Raw genomic sequence first — 18,814 nt, forward strand, 5'->3', positions numbered from 1 at the left:
CTGTTCATCGTTGGTTTCGACAGCTGGTTCTCAGCGTGTGTCGTCAGCAGGTGCCATTCTGAACGCGAGCCGGAGGCTCAAAAGAGATCACGACGACTCTGCGTCTCCGGCATTGCGCGTGGCGCACAAGCGCCATGCAGACTTTGGCGCAGCGACGCTCCCGGCGGCGTGGCGCCACCATCGTTCGCCGCGATGCGGCGCGCTCAGATCCAGCCGCTCGCCCATGCGCGGCGTCGACAGCACGACACCGCGCGCGAGGGCCAGTCCCGTCACCCTTTCGAACGGCTCCTGCCAGCGGTGCATCGCGAGGTCGAAGGTGCCGTTGTGAATCGGCACGAGCCAACGCCCGCGCAGATCGATGTGCGCCTGCACGGTTTCTTCGGGCTGCATGTGAACGTACGGCCACTGCGCGTCGTAGGCGCCCGTCTCGACCAGGGTGACGTCGAATGGCCCAAGGCGCTCGCCGATCGTCCTGAAGCCCTCGAAGTAGCCGGTGTCGCCGCTGAAGAACACGCGCAGATCATCGTCGACGATCACCCACGACGCCCATAGCGTACTGTTGCCGTCGAACAGGCTGCGGCCGGAAAAATGCTGCGCGGGCGCAGCGGTGAATTGCACACCGTCGACTTCGGTGCCCTGCCACCAGTCGAACTGGCGCACCTTCGACGCGTCGATGCCCCATTCGATCAGCCGGTCGCCGACGCCGAGCGGCGTCAGGAACACGCCGGTGGTCTGCGCGAGCGCGAGCACGGTTTCGCGGTCCAGATGATCGTAGTGGTCGTGCGACAGGATCACACCGCGCAGCGGCGGTAAATCGGCGAGCGCGATCGGCGGCGCATGGAAGCGCTTCGGGCCGAGATTCCGGAACGGAGAGGCACGTTCGGCGAACACAGGATCGGTCAGCCAGAACTGGCCGCGCAGCTTCAGCAGCATGGTCGAATGGCCGAGGCGGTAGAGGCTGCGGTCGGGCGCCGCATCGAGCTGCGCACGCGTCAGCGCATCGACGGGCAACGCGTCTGTCGGCACGGTGCCGCCCGGCTTGTTGAGCAACACGTTCCACGCAATGCCGAGCGTCTTGCGCAGGCCCTCGACTTGACGCGGCTTGACGTTGCGAAAGCGTTCACCGTCATGCTGCGGCGAGGTGCTGGACAACGCGCGACCGCGTCGCGCGGCAGTAAAGCCGAGCACGCGGCTGACAAGAGCGGGAAGCGACGTCATGAGTCAGGCCATCCGTAGATAAATGTACACTAGCCAGTGTAGTTTATTTTCGAGAAAAGTAAACTGCCCGGTGTAAAATCCTTTCATGGATCCCAGTGCCACCCATCAACGCCTGACTGACCGCAAGCGGGTCGCCATCGTCGGCGCCGCGATCGAGGAATTCCTCGCGGCCGGCTACGACGCGACCAGCATGGACCGTATCGCCGCCCGCGCGAACGTCTCGAAACGTACGGTCTATAACCATTTTCCGAGCAAGGAAGTCCTTTTCGCGGCGATTCTCCATCAGCTGTGGGACGCGAGCCAGAGCGGCGATGCGCCCGCCTACCGCGCCGACGAACCGTTGCGCGCGCAGTTGCTCGACCTTTTGGGCCGCAAGCTGCGGCTGCTGAACGACGAGTCCTTCCTGTCGCTTGCACGTGTGGCGATCGCGGCCGGCATCCATTCGCCGGAGCGGGCGCGGGACATGATCGCTCGGCTGGGCGAACGCGAGGAAGACCTGACCGTGTGGATCCGGGCGGCCGTCGCCGACGGCCGTCTCAAGACCGACGATCCGCTCTTCGCGGCGCTGCAGTTGCAGGCGCTGGTGAAAGCCTTCGCCTTCTGGCCGCAGGTGACGATGGGCCAGGCGCCGCTCGGCGAACAGGAGCAGAAGCAGGTCGCGGAATCGGCCGCTGACATGTTCCTCGCACGCTATGCATGAGCGGAGCGCCGCGCCGTTTTCATGGGTATGAGGGGTCGGCCAAACGCCTTGTGCGAGCGTCTACAATCGATGTTTTCGACTCGTTTGAACTGTGCCCATGTCCCAGAAGATCGACTACCTCAACCCTGACCTTCCTCCTGGCCTGCGGCGCGTATCGATGCCCGTGGTCGACGCGACCCCAACGACGCTGGACGGATTTGGCAGGCTTGTGGCGGACCCGAGTGAGTGCCCGATCGAGATAGTGCAGTGGCCGGCAGCGGGCGCACGGCCCATTGACCCTGGAACCGGCGATGAGGCTGGCACCACCGAAGGCACGTTTGTAAGCGAATGGCGCGGAGACATTCTCTACGGTCGAAACGAGGCCGTGGGCGGCGACTACATTCTTGCGTACGCAACGGAGCCTGAAGCCGCCCGCGACGACAACGCCCATGCACCGGAACGGATGTTGCTCTGGCACGCGAACTACCACCCGGATGGTGGACAACTGTTCTTTCCTCTCGACCATCGCCCGTTCTACGTTCCATTGGCATTGCCCGGGGACGACATTGCGCCAGAGAAGTTCGTGTGCTTTCGCTTCGATGGACAGCAGGGCCTCTACATTCATCCGAACATCTGGCATGAAGGCGTGTTCGGGCTTGGCGGGACGCAGCGGTTCTTTGATAAGCAGGGCGCCGTCCACGCACGGGTCTCTGTCGACTTTGCCCGCGAGTTTGGTTGTCTTCTCGAGGCGCCGATCATCCACGACGCGCAACCGTCCGGTCGAGGCGGCGACCTGCAGTTGTAGGAAGCACGCCGCGACGACGGGCAGTAGAATCGCAAGAAGCCGCGCGCGTTGACATCGGCTGGACGCAAGGCGCGGCAGTCAACCGTATCAAGGATTTCTGCAGGAAAACCCGGCGCGCACCGACAGGTTTCGGACGCACCCTTTCTGCCAAGGAGATCTCATGAAGGTGCTCGCCGTACATCCCAGCGGCCTGATGTACACCCGCGTGTTCCTGCGGCTCGAACCGCTCGGCCTGGAGACGGTCGCGGCCGTACTCCGCTCGGCTGCGCACGAGGTCCGGTTGCTCGATCTGCAAGTCGAATCGCATCGCGATCTGGAGCGGCTGATCCGCACATGGCGTCCTGATGTCGTCTGTTTCTCCGGCAACTACCTCGCCAATATTCCCGAAATCATTGACCTGTCGAAAGCGATCAAGGCGCAATGGCCCGACTGCTTCGTGTTCGTGGGCGGACACAGCGCGTCGTTCACCGCAGCCGATATGCTCAAGCACGCCGACGGCGCAATCGACTGCGTGCTGAGAGGCGAAGGCGAGGCGAAAGTGGCCGAGCTCCTCGACGCCGTTGCACGCCACGCCGATCTACTGTCGATACCGGGCGTCGTGACCTGCAGCGGCGAAGGACCGCTGCCAGGCTTCGCCGAAACCCTCGATCAGGTTCGCCCCGCGCGCGATCTGTTGCGACATCGGCGCAAATACTTCATCGGCGTGCTGGATCCGTGTGCGTCGATCGAATTCGCGCGCGGCTGCCCGTGGGATTGCACGTTCTGCAGCGCGTGGACATTCTATGGACGCAGCTACCGTTCACGCAGCCCCGAAGTGATCGCCGACGAACTGGCGTCGATTCGCGAGCCAGGCATTTTTATTGTCGACGATGTCGCCTTCGTGCATGCGGATCACGGCATGGCGATCGGCCGCGAAATCGAGCGCCGCCGCATACGTAAAAAGTACTACCTCGAGACACGCGGCGATGTGCTGTTGCGCAACAAGGAGGTCTTTGAGTACTGGCGCACGCTGGGCCTGCAATACATGTTTATCGGCATGGAGGCGATCGACGCCGAAGGGCTCAAGGCGTTTCGCAAACGCATCGATCTCGACAAGAACTTCGAGGCGCTCGAATTCGCGCGCTCGCTCGGCATCACCGTCGCGATCAATCTGATCGCCGATCCCGACTGGGACCGTGAGCGCTTCGAAGCGATCAGGCAATGGTGTCTGGAGATTCCAGAGATCGTCAACATCAGCGTGAACACGCCTTATCCGGGCACGGAAATCTGGCTGCGCGAGCATCGCAAGTTGACCAGCCTCGACTACCGGCTCTATGACATCCAGCACGCCGTCCTGCCGACAAAGCTGCCCTTGCCCGAGTTCTACCGCGAACTGGTGCGCACGCAGCAGGTGCTCAACCGCAAGCACCTCGGCTGGAGCGCACTGCGCGGCGCAGCGAGCGAAGCGGCGCATCTGCTGCTACGCGGGCAAACGAACTTTGTGCGGATGCTGTGGCGCTTCAACTCCGTGTTCAATCCGAACCTGCAATTGAACGACCACGCGCGCGAAGTCCGGTATTCGATGACGCCGCCTGCCGCATCGACCGAACACGCCAATGTCAAAGTGATGTATGTGCACGGTCCGGCGGGACGCAAGGGCCGCAAGCTCGACGATGCAACGGAAAACTTCGTCGATGAAACCCGTATGGGTGCGGGCTGATGTTCTAATGCTGATACGGGAGTGACCACAACGAAGAGGCGACAGTGCTTGAACTATCGGTTCGTGACAAAGCAATGCTGAGTGGTGAATTGGGTGATGGTGCAGCGCTCGCGATGCGGATAGTTGCCGCCACGGCGCATGTGATGAACGCCCAGGAGCTTGTCAACATTTCCTCCGCCCACATTGACGGGTGTCTGTATCACGGATCCGTCAGTCTCGATTTCGTCGAACGGTTTGTCGCGTCCGGAACGCGGGTCGCTGTGCCGACGACACTCAATGTCGGATCGCTCGATCTCATTCATCCGGAGCTGTATCGCGGCAAAGCGGAAATTGCGAATGCTGCCAAACGCCTGATGGAAGCGCATCTGGAACTCGGCTGCGAAGCGACCTTCACATGCGCGCCGTACCAGCTAAAGCACCGCCCACGTTTGGGCGATCAGATCGCATGGGCTGAATCGAACGCGATCGTTTTTGCCAACTCCGTGTTGGGCGCCCGTACAAGTCGCTACGGCGATTTTCTTGATCTTGCGGCGGCGATTACCGGCCGCGTGCCAAACGCCGGACTGCATGTCACCGAAAACAGGGCCGCCCGCATTGTGCTCGAAGCGCCCAGCTTCGGTGATTCCGCGCGGCGCGACGCCTGCTTCGCTGCCCTCGGTTTTCTGCTTGGCCTCAATGCTGGCGCAACGGTCGCGGCAATCACGGGACTGCCAGTCGACACAACCGAGGACGAGCTCAAGGCTCTGGGCGCGGCAGCCGCTTCCAGTGGCTCTGTGGCGCTCTTTCACGCGGTAGGCATCACGCCGGAAGCTCCGACACTTGACGCCGCGCTGCAGGGCGGCGAACCGGAACGGACGATTGTTATCACCGAGGCGGATCTCGTCGGCATCCATCGAAAGTGGAACGATGCTCGTGCTTGCGAGCCACTCGCCGCGATCAGTCTGGGCACCCCGCATTTTTCGGTCGATGAGTTCCACAAGCTTGGCAAGCTGTTCGAAGGACACGATGGCTCGCCACGGTGCGACGTCTATGTCAATACGAGCCGTTTCGTGCTGTGGCAGATCGAAGCGGAAGGGCTCGCCCAGCACCTCGCCTCGCGGGGCGTCCAGATTGTGGTGGACACCTGCACCTACATCACTCCCGTGATGAAACAGATCAGTGGACTGGTAATGACTAACTCAGGGAAGTGGGCCCACTACGCACCTGCGAACATCGGTGTCACCGTTGCATTTGGAAGCATGGCCGAGTGTGTTCGATCAGCCTTCGAAGGGAGAGTTTGCATCGATGAACTGGCCGGCTAAAGCTACGACCATGATTTCGCCCACTACCGTGCTTGCCGGGCAGGTACTCGTTCCGGGCCGGGCAAGCGGCCTTGCGATCGCGCTACCTCCCCTGAGCTTCTGGGGCGGCTACGACGCCGAAAGCGGGATGATCATCGACAAGACACATTCCGGTTTCGGACAAAGCCTGAAAGGCCGGATGCTCGTGATGGCGCGAGCGCGCGGGTCGAGTTCCAGCAGCAGCGTACTGGCTGAAGCGTTGCGCAACGGGACTGGCCCGAGCGGCATCATACTGGCGGAACGCGACCTGATCCTCGCCATCGGTGTGATTGCTGCCAATGAGCTCTACGCCCTCAACGTGCCAGTGGTGAGCGTCGGCGAGAACGTGTTCGCGCAGATTACATCTTTCACCACAACACTGGAGATTGACGCGTGCGATGCTGCGCGGCCCGCGAGCATCTATGCCACAGACAGCCAACGCGAAGGAAGCCGCGACGCGTAGCGATTCTCCCCTGCGTCCCGGTCATACGAAACCTGGTTGTAGCCCAGGATAGCGACCGAAGCGACATCAGCCCGCTCGAGCGTATTGCCCGCAAGCCCCGAAAGCGGCGGCGTCAAAAGCGCCGCATAGGAAGAAACCAGCCCGGCAGCGCGCGAGCGTTGGCCGTTGCGAGGGCTAACGTTCCTGATCTGGTGATGGGATGAGCGCGGTGATGCGGTGTGTACCATGACAAGCTCTGTCCTAAAACAGTAAAAGAAACGGTCGACGCAAGCGCCCTACTCTGCGCGCTTCGCTTCCAACGGCGCAAACCCCGTGCTCGCTTCGATCTCGCTGACATTCTTGGGTCTCTCAAACGGGCCTGGCGCCTCTTCGTCAGGATTGCGCCGACGTCCAATAGCCTTGAAAAATGTCTCGAGGCCTGACGGTAGAAAGAACCACACCCAGTGCAGGTCTTCAGTCCCGTCGTTTATCAATGTATGCGACTGTCGGGGTCCGAGAAAAACGGTCACGCCGGGTTCGAGCCGATACTCCCGCCCCTCCACCATCGCCGTTCCCGTTCCCCGAATGAAGTGAAGCACCTCTTCAGACTCTGCGTGCGCGTGCAGGCGAACGAAGCCTCCGGGTGGAACTGTCTGCGTACCTGCCGAAAAGGGCCGCTGCATTGACACGAGGTGGGGCGCGACGTGGACTGCGGCATAGCCATTGGCGGGCACGGGTTGCCAGTAGCTCTCTTCCGCGCCCGGATAAACGATCAGGAACCGAGATTTGCCGTCGCGGTCTTGAAGATTGGCGCCCGAGGCCGGGCTATCGGATGCGTCATCCGTCATTTACGCCTCACATGTATGCGGGATGCGCAGCGAGCCTACTTGCCGAATCAGCGCGTCACCACCGCCTCAACAACCGACATGATCTGCTGTGCGGCCGTCTTGACGTGCTGCTCCAGCAGTTTGGCGCCAAGTTTCGCGTCGCGCTTCCTGCACGCCTCGACCAGCGCCATGTGCTCATCATGCGACTGTTCGCGGATCGGCACCTGCACGGCCTGAAAACGGAAATACCGATCGCAACGGTCATGCAGTACCCGCAACAACTGAAGCGTGATATCCCGCTGCGCAGGCAGATAGAGCGTTTCGTGCAAACGCCAGTTCAGTTGCCCCCACACGCCCGAGTCCGCCTTGTCCATTTCCTTGACAAGCCGCTCCGCCTTGCCCATCTCGGCCTCGGTGATGCGCGGGATAGCTTCCGAAAATATCCACGGCTCAAGACGTAGACGGATGTCGAACGTCTCCTTCACCTCGCCTATCGACAGCTCAGCGACATAGGCGCCCTTATGCGGCACATTGATCAGCAGCCCTTCTGCCGTCAGACGGGTGATCGCTTCGCGGATCGGAACACGGCTGACGCCGAGCTCTTCGGCGAGCGCCTCCTGCCGCAATACCTCACCCGGCGCCAGGTCGCCGCTCAGGATTCGCTGTCGAACCGCCGTGGTGACCAGTTCGACCGTGGTTGGCCGGACGATTTTTCGCGTGCTTTCGTCCGCGATAACTTCGCTCATCGTGGACGCCTCTTTGGTACGACGTTTGGCGGCTACCGGGGGCATGGTCAGGTTCAATTGAGGATTCAGGATACAGTGGGCATGCTACCACGCTCCCGGCTTTCGGATACAAAATCCAATGACCGACGCTGCGTTACTGCAACGTTTGCCGGACCCACGCGCCGTTCTTCATCACGCCGGCGATGCGCTCGCCTTGCCCGGCAAGGACACTGATGTCCGCTAGCGGATCACCATCGACTACCAGGAGATCAGCGAAGGCTCCCGCGGACACGACGCCCAGACGGCCTTGCTGTCCGACGATCTCGGCACCCACTGCGGTGGCCTGACAGATCGTCTCGAAAGCACCGAGAATGGCTGAACGGATCGTCAGCTCGTCGCTTTGATACTCGTGCATGTCGCCCAACAGGTCGGTGCCGAGACCCATTTTCACCCCGTTGCGTTTGAGCAGTTCGAGCGCTTTTAGACCCTGGATACGAACGTTCTCGTTTTTCGCGAGAGCGCTTTCCGCGACACCGGCTTTTGCACCGACCTTGTTCATCGCGTCATAGGTCACGAGCGTGGGCACCGCAAACGCGCCAAACTCCGCCATGACGGCAGCCGCCTCGTCGTCGATCAGGTTGCCGTGCTCAATCGTGCGCACACCGAGCTTCACGACGCGAGAGATCGCCTTGCCGGTGTAGGCATGCGCCATGACATAGGTCTGGTGCGACGCCGCTTCCTCGACGATGGCCTTGACCTCGTCGACGGAAAACTGCAGGTTGCCAATCGGATCCGTCGGCGACGCAACGCCACCCGACGCCATGATCTTGATGTGGTGCGCGCCAGCGCGCATCTCTTCCCGCACGGCCTTGCGAACGTCGTCCACGCCGTCGACAATGCGTCCGATTGCCCCGAGATTGCGATGGCAGCCGCAAGGGTCAGGATCGGAGTTGTCGAAGCGCTCGCGAAAGTCGCCGTGACCTCCCGTCTGCGAGAGCGCCTTGCCGGCCACGAATAACCGCGGCCCGGCGATCACGCCTTCCTCGATAGCACGCGAGAGCGCGTAGTCGGCGCCGCCGGCATCCCGCACCGTGGTGAAGCCCCGGTTGAGCATACCGCTCAGGATAGGGACCGCCCGCAAGACGGCAAAGGTATTCGGCAAACGCCCGTTGTTACCCAGGTGCGCCACCGAGGCAATGACGTGCGCATGGCAGTCGATCATGCCGGGCATGACTGTCTTGCCCCCAACGTCAATCACCTGCGCGCCATTTATCGACACCGGCTCGCGGGTTACTTCCTTGATGAGCTCCCCGTCCACGACAATCGAATAGCGGGCCGTGTCGTTTTCGTGATTCACGTCCAGGACACGTGCGTTTTTCAGGATCAACATTTCGATTCCTCAACAGATTGTTGAACGGCCCACGGGCCGCGGTAGATCACTTCAGCAAGAAGCCTTTGGCGAGCGGATCACGGTCATCGACAAAGATCGTGTTGTGTCCCGTCACCCGCGCCCACCCTTCGATGCTCGGAATAATCGCGTCGAGTTCACCGACCCTGGTCGCTTCTTCCGGAACACCATTGAAGAGCGTGCCGATAATGCTCTCGTGCACAAAGCGCTCACCGATCTTGAGTTTGCCCTTGCCGACCAGCTGTGCCATGCGGGCGGACGTTCCCGTGCCGCAAGGTGACCGGTCGATGGCCTTGTCACCGTAGAACACCGCATTGCGTGCGCTTGCACCTTCGACCGTCGGTTCGCCTGTCCACATCACGTGGCTCAGACCGCGGATTTCCGCCTTTTCGGGGTGAACGAACTGATACTTCTCGTTCGCTTTCTGGCGTAGGGTCGGACTCAGACGCTGGATATCCGAAGGCTTGAGTGTGTGAAGGCCACCGAAGTTTTTCTGCGGTTCGACGATCGCGTAGAAGTTTCCGCCGTAGGCGACATCGAAGCGGATTTCGCCGAGCCCCTCGACGTCAACCGTCAGGTCCGTCGAGTGAAGGAATGACGGAACATTGATGAGCTGCACGGAGTCGACGTTGTCGCCATCCATCTTGTAGCGCGCAACCACGAGACCGGCCGGCGTATCCAGACGCAGCACACCCGGTTCACGCGGACGCACCAGACCATGCTCGATAGCCGTTGTCACCGTCCCGATGGTGCCGTGGCCACACATGGGCAAACAGCCGCTGACCTCGATGAACAGGATGGCGACGTCACAATCGGAACGGGTCGGCGGATAGAGGATACTGCCCGACATCACTTCATGGCCCCGAGGTTCGAACATGAGCGATGTCCGGATCCAGTCGAACTCGCGCTCAAAATGCGCGCGTCGCTCGATCATGTTCGCGCCTTCCAGCCGCGGCGCACCTCCTGCGACGACGCGGACCGGATTGCCGCACGTATGTCCGTCGATGCAAAAGAATGTCGATTTCATAGCCCTGCTCCATCCAGAATGACCTGCAAAAAGTAGCCCGGCCCAGGCCCATCCGCATTACTTCGACAGGGCGCGCACATCGGCGAGCGTCTTCTCCACGATTGCCACGACCCTCTGGCGCTCTTCGCCTTCGAGCTTCAGTCGCGGAGCCTTGACGGCTTCCGAGTAACCCGCCGTGATGTTTTCCGCCAGCTTGATGTACTGAACGAGTTTCACATGCGTATCCAGGTGAAACAGGTCGATCAGTACACGGTACAGCTTGCGGGCCGAGTCATAGTCTCCTGCTACCGCCAGATTCAGCAGTTCAACCGATTCCTTCGGAACGGCGTTAGCCATGCCCGACACCCAGCACTTCACACCCAATGCGGCCGACTCGAGCACCAGATCGTCGACACCGCACACGACTGCAAGCCGATCGCCGAACCGGCTGATCAGATCGGTGACGCGCGTCGTGTCATACGATTCTTCCTTGATGGCTTCGATCGTCGGCTCTTCCAGCAACTGTGCCACCAGGTCCGGCGTGAGGTCCACGCCGTAGCCGCGCGGGTTGTTATAGAGCAGGATCGACAGCGTCGACGCTTGCGCGACCGTCTTATAGAAGGCGACGGTTTCGCGCGCGTCGGACTTGTACGTCAGTCCCGGGAACACCATCAGGCCCTGAACGCCGAGCGCTTGTGCTTCTTTCGCGTACTGGACCGCGTTTGCCGTATTGGTTTCGGCGAGACCGGCGATCACCGGCACGCGGCCGTTCACGGTCTCAACCGCAAGCTTGATCACTGTGCGCTTCTCTTCCGGCGTGAGTTGGGCGTTCTCACCGACCATCCCCATCATGACGACGCCACCGACGCCGTTCTCGATGAGACGATTCAGACCTGCCTTGATCGCGTCGTGATCAAGGGAACCGTCGTCCTTCAGCTTCGTGGTGACAGCGGGGAACACACCTTTCCAGTTGACTTGCATGGCTACACCTTTCCAAAAAATAATAATCAGAGGCGGGATGTCCCGCGGGTCGATCGAGGTCGCGGGGGCCCCGTTAATTCCGGAAGCGGCTGATCGAGTATGGCTCGAGGCCGATTCCGGGTGTTCGATTGGCAAGCAGGTCCGCAACCAGCGCACCTGTCGTTGCCGATTGCGTCAGCCCAAGATGACCGTGGCCGAACGCATAAATGACGGACGGCGTGCGTGGCGACCGGCCAATGACGGGTAACGAGTCCGGCGTGGCTGGACGGTGCCCCATCCATTTCACGGCACCCTGGTCGTTGATGCCGGGCAGGAAGCGCTTGCCGAGCGCGAGCAACGCGTCACTGCGTTGGTAGTTGGGTGGCGCCTTGAGGCCGGCGAACTCCGCCGCACCGCCAATGCGCACGCCGATATCCAGTGGGGTGGCGACAAACTTGCGTTCGGCAAAAATCACTTCGCGCGACAGGCTGATGCCATGCGCGGGAAGCGTCGTGTTGTAACCGCGCTCGCTGTCCAGCAGGACGCGGTCGCCGATCGATCCGGCCAGCGCGGCGGACCACGCACCCGTCGCCACGACGAGGCGGCGCCCCTTCACCCGTTCACCGGTCTCGGTGACCGCTGCCGGCGCAAGCGCATCAGCGAGATCAAGCGCCTTCACGGTGCTGACGACAAACGTCGCGCCGAGTTGCTTCACGCGCTCACGCAGTTGGGTCACGAGACGCTTCGGGTCACCGATGTGCGACCAGTCGTCGAGAAACACACCGTGACGGAAAACCGGCGCGAGCGACGGCTCGCAAGCGCGAACCTCGTCGGCCGACATGGCATGCCAGCGCACGCCCAGATCACGCTTGAATTCCCATTCATGCTGATCCGCGGCGAAGGCTTCGTCGGTCTCGTAGACCGTCAATGCGCCGCGGCGATAGAAACTGTCCATCGCGCCGATGTCCTCGAACATCGGGACGATGTCGTCGTAGACACGGTTGTTCAGCAGCGCCAAAGCCAGGGAAATCTCGCGGAAACGGTCCTTGTTGCCCGAGCGCTGAAATTCCATGAACCAGGGCAACGCGGTCGGCACATGTTTCCAGTCGAGCGCCAGCGGCCCCAGCGGATCGAACAGCCACTTCAGCGCCTTCATGTACAACCCGTTCACTGAAATGGGCGTGCACTCCGTCACGGCGATACCGCCCGCGTTTCCGTGCGACGTACGGTCGCCTTCGAAGTCGCGGTCGATGATGGTAACGGTCGCGCCATCGCGCAGCGCAGACCACGCGCAGGCAAGACCGACGATTCCGCTACCGATCACCACGACGTCGGGGGTCGTCCGGGAGTGTTGAGCTTGCTGAGTCATTTCCGTGAGTCGAGGTATTGCATGGGTCGACGGCAGACTCGCCGTCCGCCGTTGCTTCAGTTACTTGGATCCGAGTACCGTTATCGGCTTCCACTGTCCGTTTTCACACTTGTAGACGGTGATGATTGCGTCGCGCAGATCACCGAACTTGTCGTAGGCGAAGTGCTCACTCGTGACACCCTTCATGTCAGTCTTCGCGAGCACTGGCAGGTAGACGGCCGGGTCTGACGAATTGGCCTTCTGCATCGCCTGCATCATGGCCATCGCGCCGTCGTACGTGTACGGCGCATAGGTTGTCGGTTCGGTGCCGAACTTGCTCTTGTAGCGTTGCGTGAAGCCCGCGCCACCCGGCATCTTGTCCAGCGGCAGCCCCGCGAGCGAGACAATCGCGCCGTCCGCAGCCGGTCCGGCGATCTTGATGAAGTCCTCCGTCTTCGACATTTCACCCGAGGCAAACGTTGCCTTCATTGCCAGCGAGCGCGCCTGCTTCACCAGCGGTGCGGACTGCGCATCGGCGCCTGCGTAGTAGATGAAATCAGGATTCTTCGACTTGATGCCGGTCAGAATCGCCTTGAAGTCGACCGCCTTGTCGGACGTGAACTGATGATCGATGATGTTGCCGCCAGCCGCCTTCACTGCCGTCTCGAACTGCTCCGCAAGACCCTGACCGTATGCTGTGCGATCATCGATGATTGCAATGCGCTTCGCATGGAGCGTCTCGACGACGTACTTGCCCATCACACTGCCCTGCTGCGTATCCGAGGTCATCATCCGGAACGTAGTCTTGAAACCCTGGCGCGTATAGGCGGGCGCGGTTGCCGTCGAAATCTGCGGAATGCCTGCGCGTGAATAGATCGCCGAAGCGGGAATCGTCACGCCGGAGTTGAAGTGACCGAGCATGCCCTTGATGCCGTCATCGACCAGCTTCTGGGCGACGACCGTGCCCGTCTTCGGGTCCGCCTGGTCGTCGAGCGCCTCCAGCACGAACTTCGTTTCCTTGCCGTCGACCTTGGGCTTCGTGGCATTGAAGTCGTCAATGGCGAGTTGCACGCCCGATTCAAAATCCTTGCCGTACTGCGCCTGCGCGCCTGTCATCGGAGCGGCCAGACCCAGCTTGACCGTTTGTGTTTCGGCGGCCTGGGCGGCTCCGAGGGACAGGGCGAGCAATCCCGAAGCAGCGGCTGCAAAAGCGGTCGTGCGAACTTTCATACCAGTCTCCTTACTACCCGTAAAAGCCGCGTTAGGCGCACCGCAAAACATTATATTGGATCCAATATACAAGTATTTTGCGTATGATGCGCCCCTTCGGCGGGTCTGTCAAATACGTCCGAAAATTCGGCGGAGCGCGGTGACGGCCGCCCCGCCCCAAGTCCTACACCTGTTCCATGAAGTCAGGATCCTCGAGCCCACGCAGCCTTTGGACCTGATCTTCGAGCGGCGAAACCGCCAGTTGTGCGAACACCAGCGCCAGTCCAATATCAGCATGGTCATACAGCCCAGCTTCGCCAAGCAGATTCATGGTGCCCAGCGTGACGCCGTTCTTGCGCACGGGGATGTTCAGCACGCTTTCACACCCGATCGACCACAACACCTCATATTCCGAAAACACCGCCTTGATATCCTCGCGCGTCGAACCGACAAAGATCTCGCCACGGCGAAGAACCTGGTCCGACCAGCGGCTTTGCGTCACCCGCTTGAGCCCACCTACCGGATTGATATCCAGGCGATTGCTATGCAGCCGCCCGAGACGGCTCGATGCCTCGTCATACGCCAGCACCGTGAAGAGTCGCTGTCCGAATACCTCCGTGAGGGAGCGCTCGAACTCGGACCACACGATGTCGGCGTTGCCGCCTTTCTGTTGAATCGCGGCTAGACGCTCGATCGCCTGAAAATTGTTCGCACGGTTTGTGTTCGTCATGAAAACTCCTTATTTCGCGGTTCGAAGTGCGGCGCTTTGCGCGTCGGGACGCATCGAGCCGTACTCCTCCTCGGAAATTTGTTCGAGCGTCTTCCCGGTCGTCGAGACGCCCAGGAAAATCACGGCGAGCGCGCCGATCAGCAGAATGACCGTGGTCATGCCGAACACGCCGGCAAAACCCCACAACGGGTAGATGTAGCCCACCAGCATGGGTGAACAGATCGCGCCGATACGGCCGAACGCCGAAGCCGTGCCCATCCCCGTCGCACGCAAGTGCGTCGGGAACACTTCAGGGGTATAGGCATATTCGCCCGCGTTGACGCCGTTCATCGCGAAGGACATGAAGATCGACGCAAGCACGATCGATGTGTCGCTGCCCGCATTGGCCAACCAGATACCTGCGACGCAAGCCAGTCCCATGTACGTGACGATCGTTGCTTTGCGTCCCAGCTTTTCGCAAAAATATGCCGACGAGTAGTAACCCGGAATCTGCGCGAGGTAGATCAGGATCGAGACGGAGAAACTCTTCGTAATGGTCATGCCATGCTGGACGAGCAGGCCGGGGATCCAGACGAAGAAGGCGTAGGAGCAGAACGTCACCGACAGCCATAGGCACCAGCTCATCAACGTCGTTTTGGCGAGAGGCGGCTTCCACAGCAGCTTCAGGTTTCCGAAGAAGGAACCCGAGTGTTCATAGCTGGCGGCTGCGCCTGTCACAGGCACGACGGGAGGCAGCGTCACACCGGTGCGTTCGATCTGCCGCTCGATATCGGACACCACGGCTTCGGCCTCAGCATGACGGCCGCGAATCTCCAGCCACCGCGGCGACTCGTGCAGCGAACGCCGCCACCAGAGCAGCACGACGACCGGTACGGAAACGATCACCAGCGCGATACGCCAGCCTTCCGGGTTCAACGGGATCACGAAGTAGCCGATCAGCGCCGCAGCCACGAAACCGAACGAGAAGAAGCCGGCCAGTGCGCCGGTGAAGGCCCCCCCGATAGCGGTTACTGACGAACTCCACCAGGAACGGCGCAATGATCGCGCCCTCGGCACCCATCCCAATGCCGGCTATCGCTCGCAGCAGGGCGAACGTGTGCCAGTCGTTCACGAACGCATTGGCAAACGTCAGCACGCAGAAGAAGGTCAGCGCCCACATCATGACGACACGGCGGCCAAAACGGTCGCCCAGCAGGCCGGCGAATAGCGCGCCGACGAGAAAGCCAACATAGGTGCTGCTGCCGAGGAGCCCGGTTTCGAAACTGGTCAGATGCCACTTGGTACGAACAACGGGCAGGATAAACGCGATGATGGCTGCGTCAACCGCTTCGAACATGAAGCCCAAACCGCCCATGATGAGCAGCTTGAAGTGGAAACGGCTGAACGGAAGGCGTTCGAGCCGGGCTGCAATCGGTGACATGTAGTTGCTCCCGCAATGAGGGATCGACCAGTCCGGAGCCCCGGACCGAAGTGCGATGACAATATCCTGTATCCAAAATCCAGAGTCAAGGTCGGGTAAACCTCTGCGTTCGGGATGGCCGGCGCGACGTCGCCGGTTGCCCGCACCTCGCAGTCATCCGAGTCGCCAATCAGTATCTTCGACGAAGGGCAAGGCTGCGCGCGTCCTCAAATGCGACCTCTACACGAACGACTTGCATGCGATGGCGGACGCTCCAGTCGCGCGTTGCGCGGGCAGCGTCCGAGCGCGCAACGGGATGCGCTTTAGAAACCACTCTGTGGAAGTACACGCTGCAGATGTAGAAAAGGCCACGTTCCTTTTGGGAACGTGGCCTTATTTCTTTGGTGCGTGAGGCCGGACTCGAACCGGCACGAGATTGCTCCCGTCAGGACCTAAACCTGGTGCGTCTACCAATTTCGCCACTCACGCGAATTTTTATACCTGGCAGGCAGGACCGTTGCGACATCGCGAGCGATACAGACCTCGCGAGACATCGAACGTCTGCGATACCAGCAACAGCCCTTATTCTACGCGGGTTGCCGCGACTTCAGCCCCGCTGCCGCCTGGTGGAGCATCAGGATCCAAACCCGCTGCGTCGACCCATTTCGCCACCCGCGCAGGCGGGCATGGCACGATGCGCCTGCCCGTTGTCCTGCCTACTGTCAGCCGCGTCAAAAACACGCGCCCGAAAGCGTAAGCGCGAGATTCTAACCGATTGATTCGTGCTTGTCTGCATTTGCCCCGCATCTATCCGGGCGGCGCCGATGCTACAATTTTTGGCTTGATGCACGCACGGCGTGCCCCCTCTTCGCCTGCCCTTCCCCACATTCCCAATCCAGTGAATTTCGACGAATATTGCCAGCAGAAAGCGGCGCCGCCCGGATCGAGTACTTACTATGCGCTTCGGCAGGCGCCCGCAGCCCGCCAGCCGCTGTTGACCGCGCTGTTCGCGCTGCGCCGTGAGTTCGAGGAAACGGTCAAGGAGACCAGCGATCCGGCCATCGGCCGCACGAAACTCGCGTGGTGGCAAAACGAGCTCGCCGCGCTGGCTTCGGGCTCGCCGTCGCATCCGGTGTCCAAGGCGCTGGCCGCCTATCTGCCCGATGTGAAAGCCGAATACCCGGTGCTGCAGGCGTTGCTTGCCGGCTTCGAAATGGACCTCGACCAGGCACGTTACCTCGACTACCCGAATCTGCGGCGCTATGTGCAAGGCGTGGGTGGCATCTTCGCGTCGCTGATCGCGCGCGCCACGGCGAAAGATGCCGCGCAGGCGTCGAACTGGTCCGCACCGCTCGGCGAGGCGCTGCTGCTCGCGCAGTTCGTGGTCGAAACGGGCAATGACGCGCGCCACGGCCGCATCTATATTCCCATCGACGAAATGCAGCGGTTCCATGTGACCGCCGCGGATCTGATCAATCGAAAATATAGCGACGCGTTCACCGAGTTGATGCGCTTCGAGACCAAGCGCGCCCGCGATGCGTTGCAGGCCGCGCTCAGTGCCGTGCCCGCCAGCGAGCGCCGCTCGCAGCGCACGCTCGTCGCGCAGGCGGCATTGGCGCTGGCCTTGCTGGATGAAATCGAACGCGACGGCTATCACGTTCTGCATCAGCGCATCGCGCTGACGCCGATTCGCAAGCTTTGGATCGCGTGGCGCGCGAAGTAAGCCACCGGCGTGACTGCTTCACGCCAGTCGCGTTCAGCACGTTGTCAGACGCGTAGCAACGGCAGCGGTTCGAACCGCTGCTGCAGGATCGTCGACGCGTCGAGTCCCCACCACGGCCCGAGCACGGTGGCGTAAAGCTGCCGGAAATCGACGCCGACCGGCAAGTTGCCATTGCCGTCGAGCCGCGCCAGCACCGGCGGCACGCCATATAAGCCGCCGCGCACGCGTCCACCCATGACGAAATGCGGCGCCACGGTGCCATGATCGGTGCCGTTGCTCTGATTCTCACGCGGACGTCGGCCGAACTCGGCATAGGTCATCACCAGCGTTTCGTCCCAGCGTCCGAGTTCGACGAGCGCCGACTTCATCGACATCAATCCTTCCGCGAGCTGCTTGAGCAGCGCCGCCTGCTGACCCGGCTGGTTCTGGTGAGTGTCGAAACCGTTCAGCGTGAGGCGGATCACCGCGACGCCCTGGCCACGCTTCGGCTGTTCTTGTGGCGCACTCCCAGAAGAAACTTCCTTCGGCGCTTCACCCGCCGCCAGCACCTGCATCGCTGTTTTGATCGAGCTGCCGAACGCGCCGCCTGGAAACACGGTTTTCAACTGAGCCTGCCCTTGCGTGGGACGCAGCCGGTCGGCGGCTTTCACAATGTCGTTTTCGACGTCGAGAATATGCGCCAGCTCGGGATTGCGCTCGTGCAGCGACACCGGCGTGGCAAGCCGCGAAGCCTTGACGAACTGCGCCGGATTGACCAGCGCGATCGCACGCGCGCCGTTCGCAAGCGGCCCCATCTCGGCGCTGCCGATCACCACGCCGTCGGCGGCAAAACCGGCGGGCACCGGCGTCTGCGCAAATGCTCGCGTCAGCCATCCCTCGCGCAGATACTGGTCGGAACGTGACGCGGTGTCCCAGATCTCGATCGAGCGGAAATGTGACAGGTTTGGTTGCGCATAGCTCACGCCCTGCACGATCGCCAGTTGCTGGCCGCGCCACAGCGGCATCAGCGGCTGCAAGGACGGATGCAGCGCCGTGCGCTCGTCGAGTTGAATCGCCTGTTCGCGTTTGATCCCGATGTTCTTGCGCAACTGGTAGTACGTGGGATCGGCAAAGGGAATCACGGTATTCAAACCGTCGTTGCCACCCTTCAGTTCGACGAGAATCAACAGGTTGTCGTAGCCGCGTGCCGAAGACGCGCCCGGCGCCGCCATCTGCGCGCCGAACGCGCGCGGCAGCCAGAGTGTTGCGCTCGCGGCCGCGCTCATCGAGAGAAAGCTGCGTCGTTTCATCCTGCACCTCGTTCGATTGTCGCGGCGC

General features: G+C 61.6%; 16 protein-coding genes, 1 tRNA gene and 1 pseudogene. 6 read left to right on the forward strand and 12 right to left on the reverse strand.

All coding sequences use genetic code 11. The annotated features are described in order from the left end of the window. Positions 1–87: 87 nt before the first annotated feature. Positions 88–1,218 carry an MBL fold metallo-hydrolase gene (locus PQR32_RS10250; protein WP_408225334.1) on the reverse strand — a complete coding sequence of 377 codons (1,131 nt, stop codon included), beginning with the start codon at positions 1,216–1,218 and terminating at the stop codon, positions 88–90. An 85-nt stretch (positions 1,219–1,303) separates the two neighbouring features. Between PQR32_RS10250 and PQR32_RS10255 the strand changes: the two genes are divergently transcribed. From PQR32_RS10255 to PQR32_RS10275, 5 genes are all read left to right on the forward strand, one after another. Further along, positions 1,304–1,918, forward strand: coding sequence for a TetR/AcrR family transcriptional regulator (locus PQR32_RS10255; RefSeq protein ID WP_408225337.1), 615 nt, complete (start codon positions 1,304–1,306; stop codon positions 1,916–1,918). 97 nt (positions 1,919–2,015) lie between these two features. Then, positions 2,016–2,702 (forward strand): ureidoglycolate lyase, encoded by a 687-nt coding sequence (locus tag PQR32_RS10260; protein WP_408225340.1) that lies wholly within the window; start codon positions 2,016–2,018, stop codon positions 2,700–2,702. A 160-nt stretch (positions 2,703–2,862) separates the two neighbouring features. Beyond that, positions 2,863–4,401, forward strand: a complete 1,539-nt coding sequence (hpnR, locus tag PQR32_RS10265; protein WP_408225343.1) for a hopanoid C-3 methylase HpnR — start codon at positions 2,863–2,865, stop codon at positions 4,399–4,401. A 44-nt stretch (positions 4,402–4,445) separates the two neighbouring features. Then, positions 4,446–5,702, forward strand: coding sequence for an aconitase X (locus PQR32_RS10270; RefSeq protein WP_408225346.1), 1,257 nt, complete (start codon positions 4,446–4,448; stop codon positions 5,700–5,702). A gap of 10 nt (positions 5,703–5,712) precedes the next feature. Then, positions 5,713–6,183, forward strand: coding sequence for an aconitase X swivel domain-containing protein (locus PQR32_RS10275; RefSeq protein ID WP_408225349.1), 471 nt, complete (start codon positions 5,713–5,715; stop codon positions 6,181–6,183). 275 nt (positions 6,184–6,458) lie between these two features. On the opposite strand, the gene PQR32_RS10280 is transcribed toward PQR32_RS10275, so the two are convergent. From PQR32_RS10280 to PQR32_RS10325, 10 genes and pseudogenes are all read right to left on the reverse strand, one after another. After that, positions 6,459–7,010 carry a cupin domain-containing protein gene (locus PQR32_RS10280; RefSeq protein WP_408225352.1) on the reverse strand — a complete coding sequence of 184 codons (552 nt, stop codon included), beginning with the start codon at positions 7,008–7,010 and terminating at the stop codon, positions 6,459–6,461. Between the two features lie 47 nt (positions 7,011–7,057). Continuing rightward, positions 7,058–7,735 (reverse strand): GntR family transcriptional regulator, encoded by a 678-nt coding sequence (locus tag PQR32_RS10285; RefSeq protein ID WP_408206381.1) that lies wholly within the window; start codon positions 7,733–7,735, stop codon positions 7,058–7,060. Between the two features lie 133 nt (positions 7,736–7,868). Next, entirely contained in the window at positions 7,869–9,104 is a 1,236-nt protein-coding gene (locus tag PQR32_RS10290) for a metal-dependent hydrolase family protein (RefSeq protein WP_408225355.1), read from the reverse strand. Positions 9,105–9,150: 46 nt separating this feature from the next. Further along, positions 9,151–10,149 carry a 4-hydroxyproline epimerase gene (locus PQR32_RS10295; protein ID WP_408225358.1) on the reverse strand — a complete coding sequence of 333 codons (999 nt, stop codon included), beginning with the start codon at positions 10,147–10,149 and terminating at the stop codon, positions 9,151–9,153. 57 nt (positions 10,150–10,206) lie between these two features. Beyond that, positions 10,207–11,109 (reverse strand): dihydrodipicolinate synthase family protein, encoded by a 903-nt coding sequence (locus PQR32_RS10300; RefSeq protein WP_408225361.1) that lies wholly within the window; start codon positions 11,107–11,109, stop codon positions 10,207–10,209. Positions 11,110–11,182: 73 nt separating this feature from the next. Beyond that, complete coding sequence (locus PQR32_RS10305) at positions 11,183–12,457, reverse strand: NAD(P)/FAD-dependent oxidoreductase (RefSeq protein WP_408225364.1); 1,275 nt, start codon at positions 12,455–12,457, stop codon at positions 11,183–11,185. Between the two features lie 60 nt (positions 12,458–12,517). Further along, positions 12,518–13,666 (reverse strand): branched-chain amino acid ABC transporter substrate-binding protein, encoded by a 1,149-nt coding sequence (locus tag PQR32_RS10310; protein ID WP_408225367.1) that lies wholly within the window; start codon positions 13,664–13,666, stop codon positions 12,518–12,520. 163 nt (positions 13,667–13,829) lie between these two features. After that, positions 13,830–14,375, reverse strand: a complete 546-nt coding sequence (locus PQR32_RS10315; protein ID WP_408225370.1) for a GAF domain-containing protein — start codon at positions 14,373–14,375, stop codon at positions 13,830–13,832. A gap of 9 nt (positions 14,376–14,384) precedes the next feature. Next, a pseudogene (locus PQR32_RS10320) lies at positions 14,385–15,795 on the reverse strand (MFS transporter). Between the two features lie 381 nt (positions 15,796–16,176). Continuing rightward, positions 16,177–16,263, reverse strand: a tRNA-Leu gene (locus PQR32_RS10325). Positions 16,264–16,672: 409 nt separating this feature from the next. Between PQR32_RS10325 and PQR32_RS10330 the strand changes: the two genes are divergently transcribed. Then, entirely contained in the window at positions 16,673–17,497 is an 825-nt protein-coding gene (locus PQR32_RS10330) for a squalene/phytoene synthase family protein (protein WP_408225373.1), read from the forward strand. 44 nt (positions 17,498–17,541) lie between these two features. Here PQR32_RS10330 and PQR32_RS10335 read toward each other — a convergent pair whose 3' ends face one another. Next, positions 17,542–18,786 carry a DUF1501 domain-containing protein gene (locus tag PQR32_RS10335; protein WP_408225376.1) on the reverse strand — a complete coding sequence of 415 codons (1,245 nt, stop codon included), beginning with the start codon at positions 18,784–18,786 and terminating at the stop codon, positions 17,542–17,544. Positions 18,787–18,814 lie beyond the last annotated feature (28 nt).

Source organism: Paraburkholderia dipogonis (genome assembly GCF_046027395.1).
In the GTDB taxonomy this organism is placed as follows: domain Bacteria; phylum Pseudomonadota; class Gammaproteobacteria; order Burkholderiales; family Burkholderiaceae; genus Paraburkholderia; species Paraburkholderia dipogonis_A.